Below are 18,812 nucleotides of genomic sequence, written 5' to 3'. Positions count from 1 at the left end.
CGTGCAGAACGGGAAGCGCACCGAAGGCTTCCTCACGCGACCGATCGGGGCCGCTACGGATGAGAAGGTGGGGGGTTCGGATCCTCCCGAGTGCGCCACCATGGGGCAGTGGCATTACGGCTCTGAAATGCGAAAACGAGGTTCGGAGCCGTTGTGTGCGCCGTGCCCGCCCCAGCGTTGACCGGCCGCGCCGGCCACCGGGGTGAGAGCTCGTCCGCGCTTGCGGGGCGCACGGGCGGGGCCGCTCGAAGTCGCCCGCTGCCGGCGGTGGACGGGGCGCCAGGCGGAGGAAACCGCCCGCCCCGGCAGGTCGTCGGGCCACCACGACAAGGGAACAAAATATACAGAGAAACGATCTCATCACCGAGAAGTAACAAATGATTCTTCTCGGGTGGTGATCCGCGTCTCGGGTATCTACGTTCACAGGAGCCGCGAGGACCGCCCGGCGGATCCCCGCGCACCCCCGCTCCCTCTCCGCACCCACCCCCCGTGCGGCGAAAGGTCCCCCGCCGATGATCCGTCGTCTGTGTTCGACCCTGCTCCTCACCCTTGCGCTACTCACCTCCTCGGTCGTCTCGGCGGTCTCCGCCGGCGCGGCGTCGGGCGTCGACTACGTCGCGCTCGGCGACTCGTACTCCTCCGGTGTGGGCGCGGGGTCCTACGACCTCTCGTCCTCCTGTAAGCGCTCCTCCAAGGCCTATCCCGCACTGTGGGCCGCCCAGCGGTCCGTCGCCTCCTTCAGCTTCCAGGCCTGCGGCGGCGCGACGTCGGCGTCCGTGCGCAGCGGGCAGCTCGGCACCCTGTCGGCGGCGACGGACCTGGTCAGCGTGACCAGCGGCGGCAACGACGCCGGGTTCGTCGACGTGGTCGTCTCCTGCCGGACCGGATCCGACAGCGCCTGTTTCTCCGCCCTGGACAACGCCAACCGGTACATCGCCCAGAACCTGCCGGGCGAACTGAACCTCCTCTACTCCGACATCCGGACCAGGGCCCCCGGCGCCCACGTCGTCGTCCTGGGCTACCCCCGCCTGTACGAGACGACGAGCTGCTTCGGGGCCATCACCGTCGAGCGCCGCAAGCGCATCAACTCCACCGCCGACACCCTGAACTCGGCGCTCCGCGACCGGGCCCAGGCCCACGGCTTCGTTTTCGCCGACGTCAGCCCGGCCTTCGAGGGCCACCGCATCTGCGCGTCCTCAAGCTGGATCCACGGGCCGAAGTGGCCGGTGGGCGACTCCTACCACCCCAACGGAACCGGCCACGCCTCCGGCTACCTGCCCGTCATGTCCGGGGCCGCCGGATGAGACCGGGCCCGTCCCACGAACGCCGCAGGCCGAGGTCGCGCTTCCACCCGGTAGGGGACGTGACCGGACCGCGACGGTGACCGTGTCGGGCCCGGCAGAAGGGGCGGACGGATCATCGACCCGTCCGCCCCTTCGCCCGGGGACGGGCCCGCTGATCCGGAACCGCCCCTCTCCGCGCTCCGGGCCGCGGTAACGGAGCAGGATGTACCAGGTGTAACTTCTGTTACATGCTGGGAGAAGATACGGCGTCGCCGAGTATCGCGGACATGGTGCGGACCCGTGAGGGCGGCCTGAGCACGGGGGAGCGCAGGGTCGCCCGCGCTCTGTTGGCCGACTATCCGACCGCCGGGCTGGAGACCGTCCGTCTGCTGGCCGAACGGGCCGGTGTCAGTGGCCCCACGGTGCTGCGTTTCGTCTCGCGCCTCGGGTTCGAGAGCTACCCGGCCTTCCAGCGCCGCCTTCTCGACGAACTCGGGGAACGCGAGCGGTCGCCCCTTCAGGCGTACACCTCCTCCCACAGCGGGGAACCGCGTGACACGGGCGGTGCCGACCTACCGGGCACGGCGGCCCGGGTGCTGTCCGAGGCCGTGCGCACCACCCTGGAGGGCCTGCCCGCCTTCGAGCTGGGAGAGGCGGTGCGCCTGCTGAGCGAGCCCGAGCACAGGATCGTCTCCTGGGGCGGGCGTTTCTCCCGGCTCCAGTCCCACTACCTCGTCCTCCACCTGATGCAGATCAGGGGGCGCGCCGTCGCCCTGCCGGACACACCGGTGGAGAGGGCCGACCTGCTCTCGGAGGCGGGCCGCAAGGACGTCTTCGTGGTCTTCGACTTCCGCAGATACGAGGCGTGGTCCCTGAAGGCGGCCGAGGAGGTCTCCCGGCGGGAGGCCAAGGTGGTCCTGGTGACAGACCGGTGGCTGTCCCCGATCTCGGCGGTCGCCGACGTCGTGTTGCCCGTCCACGTGGACTCGGTGTCGGCGTACGACTCCCAGGTTCCGGTCACCGCCGTGTGCGAGGTCCTGGTCGCCGGCGTGATGGACTCCCTCGAAGGGCTCGCCGAGGGGCGGATGCGCCGTTTCGAGGAGGCGAGCCGCACGTTCGGCCTGCTCTGAGGACGATGTCGGTTTCCGGATGGTCCGCACGGGTGGATCTCGCCCACGTAACGTTTCATACGTTACATATTGTTCTAAGCCTGGCGTATATGTAACTTCTGTTCCATCCCCCGGGGTTCCGGCCCCTGTCCGAGGAGGAACAGATGACCACACGTACGCGCGGCCTCGCCGCCACCGCCCTGCTCGCACTGATGGCCACGGCCTGCGGCGGCTCCGACGGCGAAGGGGCCGCGGAGGCCTTCGGCCCCGTCACCGTCGAAGGCGTGGGGTCCGTCGAGCCGGATCCGGAGCTCGTGGAAGGGCTCCCCGCCCACATCCGTGACGCGGGCCGGGTGGCCGTGGCGACGAACGCTCCCTACGAACCCTTCATCGCCTTCGTCGAGGAGGGGAACCAGGAGGACTTCACCGGCCTGGACCACGACCTGATGGTCGCCGCCTCCGCCAAGCTGGGCCTGGACACCGACTTCCAGCAGCAACCCTTCGACGGCCTCGTCCCCGGCCTCCAGGCGGGCCGCTACGACGTCATCGTCGGCGGTATCACGGACAACCGTGAGCGCCAGGAGGTCGCGTCCTTCGTCGACTACACCGCCTCGGGCACCGGCGTGCTCGTGGCCGACGGCAACCCGCTCGGCATCGGCTCCATCGCCGACCTGTGCGGCCTGCGCGTGGGCGTCCAGCAGGCCTCGCGCCAGCAGGAGATCCTGGAGGGCTTCGCCGCGGAAGAGTGCGACGAACCGATCGAGATCACCGACTACCCCGAGAACCCCCAGGCGGTGACCGCCCTCAAGGCGGGCATGGTCGACGCGGTGGCCGCCACCCAGGTCAACCTGGTGGAGATCGCCGCCTCCCTGGAGGGCGAGGCCGAGCTGGTCATCGACCCGGAGAACCCCAACGGCTACCTGGCCAGCCCCAACGGGTTCGGCTTCCTCAAGGGCGAGGAGGAACTGGTCGAGTCCTACCGCGCCGCCGTGCAGTCCCTCATCGACGACGGCACCTACACGGAGATCCTCGCCAAATGGGGGCAGGAGCCCATCGCGCTGGACGAGGCCACCGTCAACCAGGCGATCGACTGACCCCGCCCCGAACACCGCGCACGCACCACGCCCCGGAAGGAACCACGATGCACGCCCCGACCGCGCCGCCGACCCCGGCGACCGAATCCCCGCCCCCGGCCGCCGAACTCACCGTCGTCCCGGTGCGCCACTACGGGCGCTGGGTCGCGGCGGCGGCCGTCAGCGCGTGTGCGGCGGCCCTGCTGTGGTCGCTGCTGACCAACCCGAACCTGGACATCCGGCTGGTCCTGAGCTACCTGACCCGGGACTTCGTGTTCCGGGGCATCGGCATCACGATCGTCCTCACCGTCGTCGCCATGGCCATCGGTGTGGTGGGCGGCATCGTGGTCGCGGCCATGCGGATGTCGGCCAACCCGGTGCTGAGCACGGTGGCCTGGGTGTTCCTGTGGTTCTTCCGCGGTACCCCCCTGCTGGTACAGATCATCTTCTGGGGCTTCCTCGGCGCGCTCTACCCCCGCCTGTTCATCGGCATCCCCTTCACCGACATCGCGCTGGTGAACCAGCCCACGAGCATGATCATCACCCCGTTCGTCGCCGCGGTGCTGGGATTGGCGCTCAACGAGGTGGCCTACGCGGCGGAGATCATCCGCGGAGGGATGCTCTCGGTGGACCGCGGGCAGACCGAGGCCGCCCAGGCGCTGGGCATGGGGCCGGTGAAGATCCTGCGCCGCATCGTCCTGCCGCAGGCGATGAGGATCATCATCCCGCCCATGGGCAACGACACGATCAACATGCTCAAGATGACCGCGCTGGTCTCGGTCATCGGCGGAAGCGACCTGCTCACCGCCGTCCAGAACGTGTACGCCCAGAACTTCCAGGTCATCCCCCTGCTCACGGTGGCGGTGTTCTGGTACCTGGTGCTGACCAGCCTGCTCTCGCTCGGCCAGCACCACTTGGAGAAGCGCTTCGGACGCGGATTCGGCACGGGGTCGACGGGCACCGTCTCCCGTCTCCTGGGCCGCGGGGAGAGGATCTGATGGACCGCGAGACGATGGTGGCCGCCGAAGGCGTGCGCAAACGCTTCGGCAGGACCGAGGTCCTCAAGGGCATCGACCTGAAGGTGCGCGCGGGAGAGGTCTGCTGTGTCCTGGGCCCCTCGGGCTCGGGCAAGTCGACCTTCCTGCGGTGCGTCAACCACCTGGAGAAGATCAACGGCGGACGCCTGTGGGTGAACGGCCGCCTCGTGGGCTACCGCCACCGCGGCGACCGACTGTACGAGATGCGCGAGCACGAGATCGCCGCCCAGCGGCGCGAGATCGGCATGGTCTTCCAACGGTTCAACCTGTTCCCGCACATGACGGCACTGGAGAACGTCATCGAGGGCCCCGTCCAGGTCAAGCGCGAACCGGTGGAGCGGGCCCGTCGCCATGGCCTGGAACTGCTCGACCGGGTCGGCCTCGCCGACCGGGCCGACGCCTACCCCGGCCACCTGTCCGGCGGGCAGCAGCAGCGGGTGGCGATCGCACGGTCGCTGGCCATGCGCCCCGAGTTGATGCTCTTCGACGAGCCGACCTCCGCCCTGGACCCGGAGCTGGTCGGCGAGGTCCTCGAAGTCATGCGCGACCTCGCCCGGGACGGCATGACCATGATCGTCGTGACCCACGAGATCGGCTTCGCCCGCGAGGTCGCCGACCACCTCGTGTTCATGGACGGCGGAGTCGTGGTGGAGGAGGGCGACCCGACCGCGGTGCTGGATTCCCCCCGTCAGGAGCGCACCCGTGCCTTCCTGTCGAAGGTCCTGTGATGGGCACGGTGACACCGATCCACGACGAGGCCCGGGAACTGCTGCCCGAGTACGTGGAACGCCTGCGCGCCCTGGTCGGTGTGGACAGCGGGTCGCTGGACCCCGGCGGCGTCGACGCGGTCGGCGACCTGGTGTCGGGCTACCTCGCCGACGCGGGGGCCGAGGTGGAGCGGGTCCCCGTGCGCCACCCGGACGGCGGTCCGCTCGGGCACGCGGTCGTGGGCCGACTGAGCGGGCCCGAGCCCGGACCGACCCTCCTCCTGGCCGGCCATCTGGACACGGTCTTCGAACGGGGGACCGCCGCGCGGCGCCCGTTCACCGTCGAGAACGGCAGATGGGCCAGGGGGCCGGGCGTCTGCGACGACAAGGGCGGGCTGCTGGCGGGCATCACGGCCATGAAGATCGCGGCACCCCGCCTGCGTGCCGGAGACCTGGTTCTCTACTGCGGACCGGATGAGGAGATCGGCTCGCTCGGCAGCCGGCCCCTGCTGGCCTCGCTCACCGACGGGGCCGACCTGGCCCTGTGCCTGGAGTGCGCGCGGGAGGACGGGAGTGTGGTCACCGGCCGCAAGGGCGTCGCCGACGTGGAGGTGACTTTCCGCGGGCGCGCCGCCCACGCGGGCATCGAACGCGAGGCGGGGGCCAACGCCGCGCTGGCCTGCGCCCGGGCCGCCGTCCGGATCGAACGGCTCAACGGCCGCTGGCCCGACGCGGGGATCAACATCGGCGTCATGCGTTCGGGCCACCGGCCCAACGTCGTCCCGGACACGGCGACCCTCGTCCTGGACGTGCGCGCCGACCTGCCTTCCACCTACACGGCCGTGCTCGACGCGATCGACCGCATCGCCTCGGACGTCCTGGTGCCGGGGGTCGAGGCGAAGACCGCCGTGGTGGCGCCGGCCCCGCCATGGTCCCCCGGAGCGGGCGACACCCTGCTCCGGGACCACTACCTGGCGCTGGCCGAACAGGCCGGGGTCGACCTGGCGGCGGTGTCGACGGGCGGCAGCGCGGATGCCAACCTCATCGCCGCACGGGGGATCCCCGTGCTCGACGGACTCGGCCCGGTGGGCGGCGGCGACCACGGCCCCGACGAATGGCTCGACCTCGATTCGGTGGCCCCGCGCACGGCCCTGCTCGCGGAACTGATCCTGTGGACGGCCGACGGGGGTGTGCTCGGATCCGGCACCCGCGGGGCCTCGGCCGTCCAGAGCTGAACCGGGCCCCGGAAGCGTGTTCCGGAGCCTCCCCCCGTCCCGCGCCACGGCGCGGGACACCACGGGGACGGCGCCCCGGGCCGCCCGCCGACCACGGCGGCCCCCTTTCTCCCGAAAGGATGCCCATGTCCACGACCCACCCCCCGACACCGCCGCGCCGAGCGGTGGTGATCGCGGCAGCCGCGCTGGCGACCGCATTGCTGGGCCCGGCTGCCCCGGCCACCGCCGAGCCAGGCTCCGCCGGGCCGCGCCCGACGGAGCCGACCGCCGGACCCGTCATCCTGATCGGCGGTTCGCTGTCCGACGAGCGGGTCTACGAGGAGATCGTGCGGCTCGCGGGAGGCGAGGACGCGCGCATCGGCGTCATCACCGCCTCCTCCGTGCCCGAGTCCCAGGACCCCGACGCGGGAACACCCGACTGCAACAACAGCCGTTGCAACGGCGACTACTACGCCGACCTCCTCGAAGGCCACGGAGCCGGCGACGCGGAGTGGATCCCCGTCGACCTGGACCACGTCGAGAACGCCGAGTCGGCCGAGATCGCGGCACGGGTCGGCGACATGACCGGCTTCTTCTTCGGCGGAGGCGACCAGTATCGCTACGTCACCACCCTGCTGCGCGGGGACCGGCACGAGGACAGCGCCGTTCTCTCGGCCATCCGCGCACGCGCCGCACAGGGCGCCGTGGTGGCAGGAACCAGCGCCGGAGCCGCCATCCAGCAGGCAGGCCCCATGGTAACCGGAGGCGACAGCCATCCCGGGATCGTCGACGGCTCCCGCCCCGGGTACTTCGAGGACCCCTCCGTCCTCGGTCACCTGCCGCGGGGAGGGTTCGGGTTCTTCACCCACGGCCTGGTCGACACCCACTTCGCCGAGCGCGGCCGACAGGGCCGGATGGCCAGGCTCGCCCTGGACACCGGGCAGGAGAGGGTGTTCGGCGTGGACGAGGACACCGCCCTGGTCGCCTCGCCCGACGGCCGATTCCGGGTGGTCGGCTCGGGGGCCGTGCACGTCCTCGACCTGCGCGGTGCGTCGGTCGGCTCCCACCAGGGCGTGTGGACCGCCGACGACGTGCGGTGGACCTCTCTCACCCACGGCGACGCCTACCGGGCCGACACCTGGACGGCCGTTCCGGCCGACGACAAGTCGGCCCCGGCGTCGGAGCCCGGCCGGATCCGTGTCGGGCGCGATGTCTTCTCGTCCCCGGACGCCCGCTCCGGTGAACCGGGGCAGATGCTGAGGCTGGCCCGCGAACTCTCCGTCTCGGATCTGACCGCCGCCTACGGCCTGTCCCACGAGCGACGGCCCCGCCTGCGCGTCGACCTCTCCCTGGACTCTCGCTCCGCCGCGTACGTGGGCGGGGACGGGGCGGTGTCGTTCACCGGTATCAGGGTGGACATCGGGCCCGCATAGCGATGGTGTCCGCTTCGCGGGGTGCCGGGCACGGGGGCGCCCCCGTGCCCGGCACCCCGCCGGCCGCTGTCCCGTGGCGGCGCTGTGTCCCCGTCGGCCGCGAGGCCCCGGCCCGCGAGCGGTTCAGGTCCAGGCGCGCTCGTCGAAGACGGTCCGGTGATCCCGGGCCCATTCCTCCATCGTGGTGGCCGGACGCCCCAGCAGCTCGGGCAACGTCGTGGTGAGGGTGTCGTTCCCGCCCCGGCGGGTGAGCGTGTACACGATCGTCATGAAACCCACCGTGTCCCAGGACACGCCCCGTCGGAGCAGGCGCGCGGCGAAGCGGAACGGGTCCGGCCTCGTGTAGCGGACCGGCCGTTCCAGGGCCGTCGAGAGCACCGATGCCACCTCGTCCATGTCCAGGCTCCGGGGGCCGGTGAGGGTCAGAGTACGCCCCGTGTGAGCGGCGGGATCCCTCAGGATGACGCGGACGGCCTCGGCCACGTCCCGGGCGTCGAGGAAGGCGGTCCGTCCCCGGCCGGCGGGGACGAACAGCTCACCGCGCTCGACGATGTCCACCCCGTGCGTGGATACGGCCCGGCACAGGTTCTGCATGAAGAACCCGCAGCGCAGGATGGTGTATCCGGTGCCGCCGGCGCGGAGAGGGCGTCACGGCTTCTATAACGAAAAAATCACGAAGTCGCGGGCGGGGTCTCCCCGCGCCCCTCTGATCCGAATCCCGTGGTGAACGAACAGGGAAGGCCGGTGGTCCGGTGATACGGGCGGGATCGCACCCGGCCCCGAAAGGGCAGGGATGTGGCGGGCCGCCCCCTGGCGTGCCGACCCCCTCGACGGGTCCGGCCTCGGTCAGGACACCGGCCACGACCACCCTGGACAGCGGAGAGCCACCTTCGAACGGGACGGCGGCTCCTTCACCGACCACCGGATCGGGAGCCGCTGGTACATCTCCGGCCGCGCCGTGGACGGCGAACCGGCGGGCGGTGCGCTCACTCCGGTCGACCAGGTGGACACGTTCCGGTTCGCATGGTGACCTTCAACCCCGACACCGACATCCTGAGGTGATGATGAAAACGGACCCCCGCTCCTTCACCGCCGCGGCGACCGCACTGGTCGCGGCCCTGGGCCTGGCGGCCTGCTCCGCCCCCGAGCCCGAACCCGAGTCCGCACCCGAACCCGAGGCGAGCACGGTCGAGCAGACGCGGCCCGAGACCGAGACCGGCTCCGAGACGGTGGAGTCCGCGTTGCCCGCGTTCGACGCCCAGACCCTGGACGGGCAGGGTCTGGCCTCCACCGCGCTGGCGGGCGAGCCGCTCGTGCTGTGGTTCTGGGCGCCGTGGTGCAGCGTGTGCCGGGGTGAGGCCAGCGGTATCGCCGAGGCCGCCGAACGCTACGACGGACAGGTGGACTTCATCGGCGTGGCCGGCCTGGGCGAGGTCCAGGACATGCACGCCTTCACCACCGACACCGGCACCGACCACATGACCCACATCGTCGACGAGGACGGCACCATCTGGTCCGACTTCGGCGTCGTGGGCCAGCCCGCGTTCGCGTTCGTCAACCCCGACGGCACCTTCGAGACCGTGGCCGGCACCCTGACCGAGGACGACCTGGACGCCCACGTCAACGCCGGGCCGCTGGCCGAATGAGCCAGCTCCCGTTCGCGATCGCGCTGGTGGCCGGGATGCTGGCCGCCCTGAACCCGTGCGGGTTCGCCATGCTCCCCGGCTACCTGGCACTCCTGGTCGCCTCCGACGACGACACCGGCGCCGGGGGGCGCCTGCGCCCCCTGGGGCGGGCGCTGGCCACCACGGCCGCGATGACGGGCGGGTTCACCGTCGTGTTCGCCGCCTTCGGCCTGGTCGCCGTCCCCCTCGCCCTGTCGTTGGAACGCCACCTGCCCTGGGCGACCGTGGTCATCGGGGTCGCCCTGGTCGGCATGGGCGCGTGGCTGCTGGCCGGGCGCGAGATCGGGTTCCTCATGCCCCGGCCCTCCCCGGGCCGCCCGGTCCGCTCCCTGCGCTGGGCCACCGCCTACGGCGTCACCTACGCCATCGCGTCCCTGTCCTGCACCATCGGCCCGTTCTTGGCGCTTACCACCAGCGCCCTGCGCACCACCAGCGCCCTGGGGATGGTGGGGGTGTTCGCGACCTACGCGGCCGGGATGGGCCTGGTCGTGGGCACCCTGACCGTCGCCGTGGCCCTGGCCCGGGACTCGGTGGCCTCCCGGCTGCGCTCGGCCCTGCCGTACGTGACCCGCGCCGGCGGCGCCCTGCTGGTCCTGGCCGGCGCCTACGTCACCTACTACGGATGGTTCGAGCTACGGGTCCTGTCCGGGGCCGCCGGCACCGATCCGGTCGTGGGCACCGCGGTGCGCTGGCAGGGCGAACTCGCCCGCCTGCTCCAGGACATCGGAGCGGGATGGATCGCGCTCGCCCTGGCCCTGCTGATCGCGGTGGCGGCCGTGGTCCTGCTCCGCCGCCGGCGAGCCGACCCGGCGGACCGGCCCACCGCTCCCGTCCCGGAGGAATGACCGCCCCAGAGCGGGTACCCGGACCCACGCCATCATCGGTCTCCCCGTACGGGGCGTCCGGCGGCTCCCGTGCCGGAAGGCAAGCGGCAAAGGAACGGAGACGGCCGTCCAGCGCGTCGGCGTCGGTTCGTCGGGCTCCGTCTCGACGGCCCTCGAAGGGCCGGTCCCTTGCCCATTCCAAGGGAAGAGTTGGCCTTCTCCTGCTCTTCGGGGACGGTGCGACCCGGGCATGCCGTACACGCACAAGGTCCGTCATGGGCCGACGGCGGGCCGGGCCCGTCACCGGGACGCGCCATCGCGCCGGGCGGTCCCGCGCCCATGACGGCATCGTTCTGAGACACGGGGGGCGATTCGATGACCGCTTCTACACCATCGGACGACGCGGTGAGCGGGGACGGCACATCAGGGCGGAGGTTCTCCGCGGGTTCCATCCCGCCCCGGGTGTGGATCGCCCTGGTCCTGCTCGTCGTGGCGGTCCTCTTCGTGGCCCAGAACCGGGACTCGACCGAGATCCAGGTCCTGCTCATCTCCCTGGTGGCGCCCTTGTGGGCCGTCCTCACCGTCGCCGTCGGGGTCGGCCTGCTCATCGGGCTCCTCCTACGCCCTTCGGAACGCAGGAGGCGGAAGGCGGCGGGCGGGAGGTGACCGTGCGGCCCACCCGGACAGACCGGCCGGCCTCGGTACACCCGGGGAGGAGCCACCGCCGGTTCCGCCCCCGGAGAGGAGAGCGCCCCGTTTTCCGGCAAAGCGGATGTTGACCGTGCCTTGGCCCTGACTCAGGTGCGCCTCGGGTAGGTCCGCCCCCGGACTCTCAGACCACCGGCGCCCACCGGCGGTCGAACAGCACACCGAGGAGGGGTTCATGGCGCGTGCCGGCGAGACCGACAGCAGGACCGCGGGCGTCCCCCGACCGACCAGGTCGGGGGACGACCACGGGGGCGTGGCGGGGCCGCCCCTGGAGGACACCACCGACTTCGACAACGCGAACCGGGGGTTCATCGCCGCAGGCCCGCAGCACGTCACCGGCGAGGACGGCAAGACCGTCTGGGACCTGCGCGACCACTCCTTCCTCCTGGACGGGGACGAGACCGCCCCGCCGACCGTCCACCCGCACCTGTGGCGCCAGGGCAGGCTGACCGCGATCAACGGCCTGTTCGAGGTCGTGGAGGGGATCTACCAGATCCGCGGCATGGACCTGTCCAACATGACCCTTATCGAGGGTGACACCGGCGTGATCGTCGTCGACCCCCTGGTCTCAGAAGAGGTCGCCGCCGCAGGCCTGGAGCTGTACCGGAGGCACCGCTCGGACCGCCCGGTCACCGCCGTCATCTACACCCACCCGCACCTGGACCACTTCGGCGGTGTGGCCGGCGTCGTGGACGAGGCCGACGTCGAATCCGGCAAGGTCCCGGTCGTGGCGCCGGAGCACTTCATGGAACACGCGGTCTCGGAGAACGTCTACGCCGGTACGGCGATGATCCGGCGCGGCATGTACTTCACCGCCTTCGCCCTCGACACCGGCCCCGAGGGCTTCGTGGGCGTGGGCCTGGGGCCGGGCACCTCCCAGGGCAGGGTGGGACTGATCCCCCCGACCCTGGAGATCACCCGCACCGGCCAGGAGGAGACCCTGGACGGGGTCCGGTTCGTCTTCCAGATGACGCCGGGCACCGAGGCCCCGGCGGAGATGAACTTCCACCTCCCCGACAGACGCGCCCTGTGCACCGCCGAGAACGCCTGCCATACCCTGCACAACCTGCTCACCCTCCGTGGCGCCCAGGTCCGTGACGCCCGCATGTGGTCGCGGTACCTCAACGAGACCATCGAACTGTTCGCCGACGACTCCGACGTCGTCTTCGCCTCCCACCACTGGCCCATCTGGGGCCCGGCGGACATCCGCGGATTCCTCGCCGAACAGCGCGACGTCTACGCCTACCTGCACGATCAGACGCTCCGGATGATGAACAAGGGCTCGACGGGCATCGAGATCGCCGAGGAACTGCCGATACCGCCCGGCCTGGAAGAGGCCTGGAGCGCCCGCGGCTACTACGGTTCGATCTCGCACAACGTCAAGGCCGTCTACCAGCGGTACATGGGCTGGTTCGACGGCAACCCCGCCCACCTGTGGCAGCACCCGCCCCAGGCCCAGGGGGAACGCTACGCCCGCGCCATGGGCGGGATCGAGGCCCTGCTGGACCGGGCACGCTCCTTCGCCGACGAGGGCGACCTGCGCTTCGCGGCCGAACTGGCCTCACACGCGGTCTTCGCCGAACCCGGCCGGGACGACGCCAAGGAACTGCTGGCGGAGGTGCTGACCCGGCTCGGCCACGGCGCCGAGTGCGCCACATGGCGCAACTTCTTCCTGGTCGGGGCCAAGGAACTGCGGGAGGGTGTGCCGCCCACGGCCATCGCCCTGGCCGAGAGCATGGCCTCCGCGCTCAGCGTCACCCAGATGCTCGACTCGGTGGCCATCCGAGTGGACGGACCGCGAGCGTGGAAGGAGGAGTTGTCCCTGGACCTGAACATCACCGACAGCGGCGAGCGGTACCGGGCGATGCTCTCCAACGGGGTGCTCATCCACTACCCCGACCCCAAGGGCGGGGGTGCGGACCTGAGCCTGACCCTGACCAAGCGGCAACTGTTGGAGCTCCTCGCCACGGGGGAACCGGACGGGTTGGAGCACGAGGGGGACACGGGGGTGATCCAGAGGCTGATGTCCGTCCTCGACGAGCCGCGCCCCGACTTCCCGATCGTCACACCCTGATCAGAGGACACCCGTTCTCAGCGGGAGGGTCCGCGGCCGGGAAGCCCGTTCCCGGCCGTTCCGCCCGGTCGCGGCGGCCGTGGTCATCCACCGACCGGACCGGCCTCGACACGCTCGCCACGGGTGGTCTCCACCACGACCGTCAGCCGGTCGGGCACCCGACCGCGCAGATCCGCGAGGAGGGCGTCGACCGGGGGCGGCGCTTCCTGGACGCGCACCTCGACGTACATCGTCCGTGAGACCGTGTACACGCGGGTCACCGAGGCGTTCGGCCGCTCGGAGACCCAGCGGTCGGCGGCCTCCTCGACCCGGTGCGTCCACACCGCGATCAGTACGGTGACGGTCGTGTTGACGGCCAGCAGGGCGAACACGAACGCGAACAGTCCGCCCAGGACCAGGCGCGTCCTGCGCCCTGCTCGCGTGTCCCGTGCCTCGGGCGGTACGCCGTGGCCGGAGGCCGCGAACACCACCATTCCCGCGAAGACCAGCGCGAGCAGGTTGGACAGGAACAGCAACGCCGCGCCTCCCGCCGGCCACATCGCCCCCTGGCCCAGGCACACGCCCACGACCACCAGGGGAGGGACCAGGGAGATCGCGATGGCCACACCCGGTAGGACGGCGGCGACGTCACGGCGGGCCAGGCCCACCGCTCCGGCCGCCCCGGTCGCCAGGGCGGAGACGAGGTCCAGCAGCCCGGGTGAGGTCCGCCCGGCGACCTGACCGTTCTTCATCAGGTCGTAGCTCCCGGGAACGACAAGGGAGAACACCACACCGACGCCGATCACCAGCAGACAGCCCAGGACGACCGTCCGTACCGCTCCCGTCCGCTCCTGGCGGACGATGCCCAGGGCGATCCCCATGATGGGGGTGGACAGGGGTGCGATGATCATCGCCCCGATCACCGTGGCCGTGGAGTCGGTGAGCACGCCTCCGGCGGCGATGAGCGCCGACAACGTCAACATCGTCCAGAACGCCGACCTCTTGGCGCGGCTGTCGCCCGTCGACAGGTCGAGGTCGTGCACCAGGTCGTCCGAGGCGCGTAGCTGTGAGGCGGGCAGGACGCGTTCGAGGATTCCACTGAGCATGTGTCGAGTATCGTGACGCGATCTGCGAAAACACCGAAGGCACCACGGCAGGGTCCGGGGGTTCTCATCCTGCCGGATGCGGCGCCTTGAGACGGTGGAGGAACCGCCCGACCCGCGGGACCGGGGCCGGAGGTTCCTTGCGCCCCGCCACACGGCATCCGACCGGCCGCCGGCCTCGCCGGTGGAACGGCGGCCGTACCGCCGCTGACGGAGCCGGGGCAGGTGTCGACCCCGGAGCGGGAGCGGCCGAAGCCCCCGGTATGAGCACGATCTCGTCGACCCTCCGGGTGACCGGGCCGGTGTTCCTCTTCGTCGAAGTGGCCACCTACCGGATCGGTCGGGCTGCGCCGGCCGGGGAACGTCACGGACGAAGCCCCCGAGCGGTCAGCGACCACAGCCCGCCGGTGAGTCGGGACCGACCCTGCCGGGGTCGGGCTCCGGCACCTCGTCCATGTCCAGTTCGGCCAGTACGCGGTCCCACACCCGCTCGGGAGGACTGACGAGAGGCTCCCGGTCCCCCGACGTCATCAACGTGATGGTCGCGCGAAAGCGCTCCACTTCCTCGGCGCAGTGCGCGCATCCCTCGATGTGCGCCTGCTCTGCTCGTACGGGTGCCTCCAACCGCGCGGCCAGGGCCGCGAGACGGTCGGCGTCAGGGTGTTCCACCCTCCACCTCCTCCAGCCTGGCCCGCAGAAGGCGCAGGCCACGCTTGATGTGGCTTTTCACCGTTCCCAAGGGCAGGGACAGCACAGAAGCGATCTGACTGTGCGTGCACCCCTCGAAGAACGCCAGCCTGAGTATGGACCTACAGGGCTCGTTCATCCGGGCCAGCTCCGATTGCAGGGTCAGCCGCAAGGCCAGACGGTGTTCCTCGTCCACCCACGTCTGATAGGGCTGCGCGACGATGGCCGAGAACGAGCGGCGGTCACGTTGGACGGCGGCGTACCGGTCGGCGATACGCCGCCGGGTGATGCCCACCAGCCACGCCGCCAGACTTCCGTACCGCGGGTCGTAGTTCGCGCGGCCACGCCAGGCGGAGACGAACACCTGCTGGGTGATGTCCTCGGCTTCGTGGGTATCGGGAAAAGCCTTGCGCGCCATCCCGTAGACCAGGGGTGACCACCTCCGATAGGCCTCGGCCAGATAGAACTGATCACCAGTGGAAAAGGCGAGCGCCAGCTCGTCGTCATCCAACTCGGCGGTGTTCGAATTCATGAGGGAAATCTTAGATCGCTTCTGATCGTTCGCCCTCTACCGCTCACGGCGATTCCACGAGAACAGCGGTGACGACGACGTTATGACTGTACGAAGTTATTTTTGAGTCAAAATTCCCTCCGCAGGTGATAAGGGTGAGCCTGGGCGGACCGTGGTCAGCGAAGATCTCCTCGGTCGGCAGTTCCTCCTTGTCGATCAGTTCTCGCGCCACGACCCGGTAGTCGTGTGCGGTCCCGTCGGAGAGTTCGACCTCCACCACGTCGTCCACCTCCGCTTCGCCCAGTGGCCACAGGGCCCCGTGACCCTGCGCGGCGGAGTCGACGTGTCCGACGAGAACGGCCGACCCCGTCGTGGACCCCGGCCTCGGTCCGAATCGGTACCAGCCCACGCGTGTGATGTCGGCCGGCACGTCGACCTGGCGGTCGGCGTCCACGCCGACCGGGTCGACCGGTGCGGACAGTCCGAGGTCGCGAGAGACCAGTCTCTCCGGTTCCGCAGGCGTTTCCCGTTCTTCTCGGGGTGCGCCCGAGGAGGGTGCGGTCGAGGGGGCCGGGGGGTTCTCCGACGGGGCTCCGGGACCGCCGGGCCGGGCTCCGACATCACCGGGTCCGGTGGGCGCACCGATCAGGATCGCGGCCGAGGCGGCCAGAAGCGACATTCCGAACGCGGAGAGGAACCGTGGATGTCCCACAGGGGTTTCCATGGAGGTGCCGCACGCGGGGAGGTCCCCGCGTGCGGCGTTCGCCGATGACTCCATGCGCCTAGACCCGGCGACGCAGGGTGAACCGCTCACGCAGCGTGTACCCGATCACCGCGGCCCCGGCCAGGCCGAGCAGCGCGGCGACGGCGGTCCAGGTGGCGGAACCGTCCGCGGCTCCGCCCGTACCGCCGGGCACGCCTTCGGGCGCGGAACCCATACCATCGATGACCTGCACGATGAGGTCGAGGTTCTCGTCCTCCGCGCTTCCCCAGGCGTAGACGACGGTGTTGTCGCCTTCGGCCAGGTCCAGGTCGGCCGGGCCGATCACCACATCGTCGGTTCCGGCGAGGACGACATCGGCCGAGATCGTACCGGCGCCCACTTCGAGTGTCTCCTCGTCGGGGTTGGACAACCCCTCGATGACCGCCTCTCCGTCCGCGCGCACGTCCACCTCGGGGGCGGCTGCGGTGTGCCGCACCGTGAGCCGGGCGTCACCCGCGTCGATCCGCGAGGTGTCGTTCACGAAGGGCGTGAGCGCCGGGTCGCCCTCGGCGTCGAGATGGGCCACCACGCTCGCGTTGGCACCCGCGGGCACGTCGACGCCCTCGGCCTCGACGAGCGCCTCCGCATCGGCTCCCGCCCCGGCCTCCGTGACCTTCAGGTCGTAGGAACCCGCGGGGAGGGTGAGCGTGTCGGAGACGGTGCCCGGCTGGAAATCCTCCAGAACGGCGTCGCCGTCGACGTAGACGTCGACGGCCGCGTCGGGCACGGCGTGCACGACGGACACCTGCGCGTCCTGCGAATCCGAGAAGGCCGGTACGGCCGAACTCAGCAGAAGGGCCGTACCAGCGACGGTGACACCGCTGACAGTCCAGAGAAAGCGTTGCATCGTGACCTCCGGTTCGAGCAGCCGGTTTCAGGTTTCACCGTCTCTTCTCTCGCGGAGGGCGTATCGGATGCGTTGTCCCTCGGTTTTTGGATGTGTTTACACGGAACACCGACTTCTCGAAGTGACCTCGCCCCCGGGAACCGAGAGGCCCTTCCCCCGGGAGGGGCCTCATCGAGGACGGAAGCGGTGTCGGGGACGACGGCGGCATGGACGACCCCACCGGGTGCGGGCGGGACGGCGACCGGGGCGTGCGAGCGCACGGGTCGAACCGATCACGTGACCCGCCGCGATACCTCCGATGGGCACGACGGTCGATCCCGGAAACTCATGGAGTCCTCCGTACACCGGGGTCGGGGCGCGACGGGGCGGTCCCGGAACACCGGTCGTACGGCGAGACCAGGACGCCGCGCGGAGACCCGTGCGTCGAGACGGAAAGAGGGGCACGTCGTTGAACGGATCAGGCGAACGGAACGGACGGGGCGTGCGCGTCCCGCGCACGATCCCCCGTGCCACGGCGGCGGCACTGCTCCCGGTCCTCGCCCTCACCCTGGTGGGCTCGACACAGACCGATCAGGCGGTGACGGTGGAGGAGGCTCGGGCCGCCGGGGAGGTCCCCCAGGAGATTCTGGACAGGTCGGGTTTCGCGCCTGCCGTGGACCGTTTCACCCGGGAACTGCGCACCGCCCACGACGCCGAGCACGCGGCCGCGGTCGTCGAGCGCCACGGGGACGCGCTCTGGCGGGCCGCGGTCGACCGGGTCGGCGGGGCCGGTGGGACCGAGGGGGACCTGAGCGCCGGGGACGACCGACCGCTCTACTGGGCGAGGCTCGGCATGACCTCCGCGCTCCACCGTTGGGAACCGGGGTTCACGCTCGACCGGGACGACCGTGCCGCGCTCGTGGCCGACCTGGAGCGCCGCTCACGGGGGCACCACGACGCGGACTTCTCCGCCGGCCACCGCGAGGACGCGATGCTCCGCGTCGTCGTCACCGGTTTCGACCCCTTCGGCCTCGACGGCGACATCCGCCAGGCCAACCCCTCCGGTGCGGCGGCCCTCGCCCTGGACGGGGCGGTGATCGAGACCGGTGAGGGCCTCGCGGTCGTCGAGGCTCTGCTCTTCCCCGTGCGCTGGCGCGACTTCTCCGACGGCATGGTGGAGGAGGCCCTGCTTCCGCATTACACGGGCGACCGTCCGGCCGACGCGGTCATCACCATCAGTCAGGGCGGGGGCGAGGGATTCGACCTGGAGGCGCACAACGGAGCCTGGCGAGGGGGCTTCGAGGACAACGAGCGTGCGGGCGAACAGGGCCTGATCCCCGTGCCCGAGGACGTCCCCACCGTCGCCCCGCAACCGCAGTGGTCCGATTCCTCGCTGGACCGGGCCGCGATCGTCGAGGCGACGGACGGGGCGCCGTTCGCCGTGTTCGACAACACCATGGTGGTCGAGATCCCCGAGGGCGAGACGGAGGAGGTCGTGCGATGGGACGGTCCGACCCCGGGCTCCCGAGCACGCGCCGGCGGCGGGGGCGACTACCTGTCCAACGAGATCGCCTATCGCAACACCCTGCTGCGGGACGCCACCGGGCGGGACGTCCCCGCGGGCCACGTGCACACCCCGGTGCTGTCCTTCGGGCCGGGTGACGAGGTCACCGATCCGGAGTTCGAGGAGAACCGGGCCGCCATCGTCGGTCAGGTGGAGGACATCATCGCGGTCGCCGTTCGGCCGTGACACGCGGGGCGCGGTCCCGGCGCACCGGAGGAACCGTGTGCGTCGG

18 protein-coding genes and 1 pseudogene are annotated in these 18,812 nt (G+C 71.0%); 13 read left to right on the top strand and 6 right to left on the bottom strand.

What is annotated here, in order from left to right:
- The first annotated feature begins 512 nt into the window (after positions 1-512).
- From RM479_RS15555 to RM479_RS15525, 7 genes are all read left to right on the top strand, one after another.
- Positions 513-1,304 (top strand): SGNH/GDSL hydrolase family protein, encoded by a 792-nt coding sequence (locus RM479_RS15555; RefSeq protein ID WP_311512438.1) that lies wholly within the window; start codon positions 513-515, stop codon positions 1,302-1,304.
- A gap of 266 nt (positions 1,305-1,570) precedes the next feature.
- Positions 1,571-2,413 carry a MurR/RpiR family transcriptional regulator gene (locus tag RM479_RS15550; protein WP_311512437.1) on the top strand — a complete coding sequence of 281 codons (843 nt, stop codon included), beginning with the start codon at positions 1,571-1,573 and terminating at the stop codon, positions 2,411-2,413.
- Positions 2,414-2,556: 143 nt separating this feature from the next.
- Positions 2,557-3,486, top strand: coding sequence for a transporter substrate-binding domain-containing protein (locus RM479_RS15545; protein WP_311512436.1), 930 nt, complete (start codon positions 2,557-2,559; stop codon positions 3,484-3,486).
- A gap of 47 nt (positions 3,487-3,533) precedes the next feature.
- On the top strand, positions 3,534-4,463 hold the full coding sequence (locus tag RM479_RS15540) for an amino acid ABC transporter permease (RefSeq protein ID WP_311512435.1): 930 nt from the start codon (positions 3,534-3,536) through the stop codon (positions 4,461-4,463).
- Complete coding sequence (locus RM479_RS15535; protein WP_311512434.1) at positions 4,463-5,230, top strand: amino acid ABC transporter ATP-binding protein; 768 nt, start codon at positions 4,463-4,465, stop codon at positions 5,228-5,230. The genes RM479_RS15540 and RM479_RS15535 overlap by 1 nt, the downstream gene beginning before the upstream one ends.
- Positions 5,230-6,444: a M20/M25/M40 family metallo-hydrolase gene (locus tag RM479_RS15530; RefSeq protein WP_311512433.1), complete on the top strand. Its 1,215-nt coding sequence runs from the start codon at positions 5,230-5,232 to the stop codon at positions 6,442-6,444. The genes RM479_RS15535 and RM479_RS15530 overlap by 1 nt, the downstream gene beginning before the upstream one ends.
- A gap of 125 nt (positions 6,445-6,569) precedes the next feature.
- The gene (locus RM479_RS15525; protein ID WP_311512432.1) at positions 6,570-7,856 is read left to right on the top strand and encodes a cyanophycinase; all 1,287 of its coding nucleotides are present in this window, start codon (positions 6,570-6,572) and stop codon (positions 7,854-7,856) included.
- A 123-nt stretch (positions 7,857-7,979) separates the two neighbouring features.
- On the opposite strand, the pseudogene RM479_RS15520 reads toward RM479_RS15525, so the two are convergent.
- A pseudogene (locus tag RM479_RS15520) lies at positions 7,980-8,483 on the bottom strand (NmrA family NAD(P)-binding protein); the annotation flags it as partial.
- A gap of 166 nt (positions 8,484-8,649) precedes the next feature.
- On the opposite strand from RM479_RS15520, the gene RM479_RS15515 reads away from it, so the two are divergent.
- The 5 genes from RM479_RS15515 (at position 8,650) to RM479_RS15495 (ending at position 13,147) form a co-directional block, all read left to right on the top strand.
- Positions 8,650-8,886: a hypothetical protein gene (locus RM479_RS15515; protein ID WP_311512431.1), complete on the top strand. Its 237-nt coding sequence runs from the start codon at positions 8,650-8,652 to the stop codon at positions 8,884-8,886.
- 34 nt (positions 8,887-8,920) lie between these two features.
- Complete coding sequence (locus RM479_RS15510) at positions 8,921-9,502, top strand: redoxin domain-containing protein (RefSeq protein WP_397222303.1); 582 nt, start codon at positions 8,921-8,923, stop codon at positions 9,500-9,502.
- Complete coding sequence (locus tag RM479_RS15505; RefSeq protein ID WP_311512429.1) at positions 9,499-10,386, top strand: cytochrome c biogenesis CcdA family protein; 888 nt, start codon at positions 9,499-9,501, stop codon at positions 10,384-10,386. The genes RM479_RS15510 and RM479_RS15505 overlap by 4 nt, the downstream gene beginning before the upstream one ends.
- Before the next feature lie 354 nt (positions 10,387-10,740).
- Positions 10,741-11,031, top strand: a complete 291-nt coding sequence (locus RM479_RS15500; protein ID WP_311512428.1) for a LapA family protein — start codon at positions 10,741-10,743, stop codon at positions 11,029-11,031.
- Positions 11,032-11,248: 217 nt separating this feature from the next.
- Entirely contained in the window at positions 11,249-13,147 is a 1,899-nt protein-coding gene (locus tag RM479_RS15495) for an alkyl/aryl-sulfatase (protein WP_311512427.1), read from the top strand.
- Positions 13,148-13,230: 83 nt separating this feature from the next.
- Here the strand turns inward: RM479_RS15495 and RM479_RS15490 are convergent, their stop codons facing one another.
- From RM479_RS15490 to RM479_RS15470, 5 genes are all read right to left on the bottom strand, one after another.
- On the bottom strand, positions 13,231-14,232 hold the full coding sequence (locus tag RM479_RS15490) for a DUF389 domain-containing protein (protein ID WP_311512426.1): 1,002 nt from the start codon (positions 14,230-14,232) through the stop codon (positions 13,231-13,233).
- A gap of 384 nt (positions 14,233-14,616) precedes the next feature.
- Positions 14,617-14,898, bottom strand: a complete 282-nt coding sequence (locus RM479_RS15485) for a hypothetical protein (protein WP_311512425.1) — start codon at positions 14,896-14,898, stop codon at positions 14,617-14,619.
- Positions 14,885-15,448 (bottom strand): RNA polymerase sigma factor, encoded by a 564-nt coding sequence (locus tag RM479_RS15480; protein ID WP_311512424.1) that lies wholly within the window; start codon positions 15,446-15,448, stop codon positions 14,885-14,887. The genes RM479_RS15485 and RM479_RS15480 overlap by 14 nt, the downstream gene beginning before the upstream one ends.
- A 43-nt stretch (positions 15,449-15,491) precedes the next feature.
- Complete coding sequence (locus RM479_RS15475; protein ID WP_311512423.1) at positions 15,492-15,881, bottom strand: class F sortase; 390 nt, start codon at positions 15,879-15,881, stop codon at positions 15,492-15,494.
- Between the two features lie 328 nt (positions 15,882-16,209).
- On the bottom strand, positions 16,210-16,935 hold the full coding sequence (locus RM479_RS15470; RefSeq protein ID WP_311512422.1) for a DUF4397 domain-containing protein: 726 nt from the start codon (positions 16,933-16,935) through the stop codon (positions 16,210-16,212).
- A 583-nt stretch (positions 16,936-17,518) separates the two neighbouring features.
- Between RM479_RS15470 and RM479_RS15465 the strand changes: the two genes are divergently transcribed.
- Complete coding sequence (locus tag RM479_RS15465; protein WP_311512421.1) at positions 17,519-18,766, top strand: pyroglutamyl peptidase; 1,248 nt, start codon at positions 17,519-17,521, stop codon at positions 18,764-18,766.
- Positions 18,767-18,812 lie beyond the last annotated feature (46 nt).

Source organism: Nocardiopsis lambiniae, from assembly GCF_031845465.1.
In the GTDB taxonomy this organism is placed as follows: Bacteria; Actinomycetota; Actinomycetes; order Streptosporangiales; family Streptosporangiaceae; genus Nocardiopsis; species Nocardiopsis lambiniae.
This window is presented reverse-complemented; position numbering and strand designations above follow the sequence as displayed.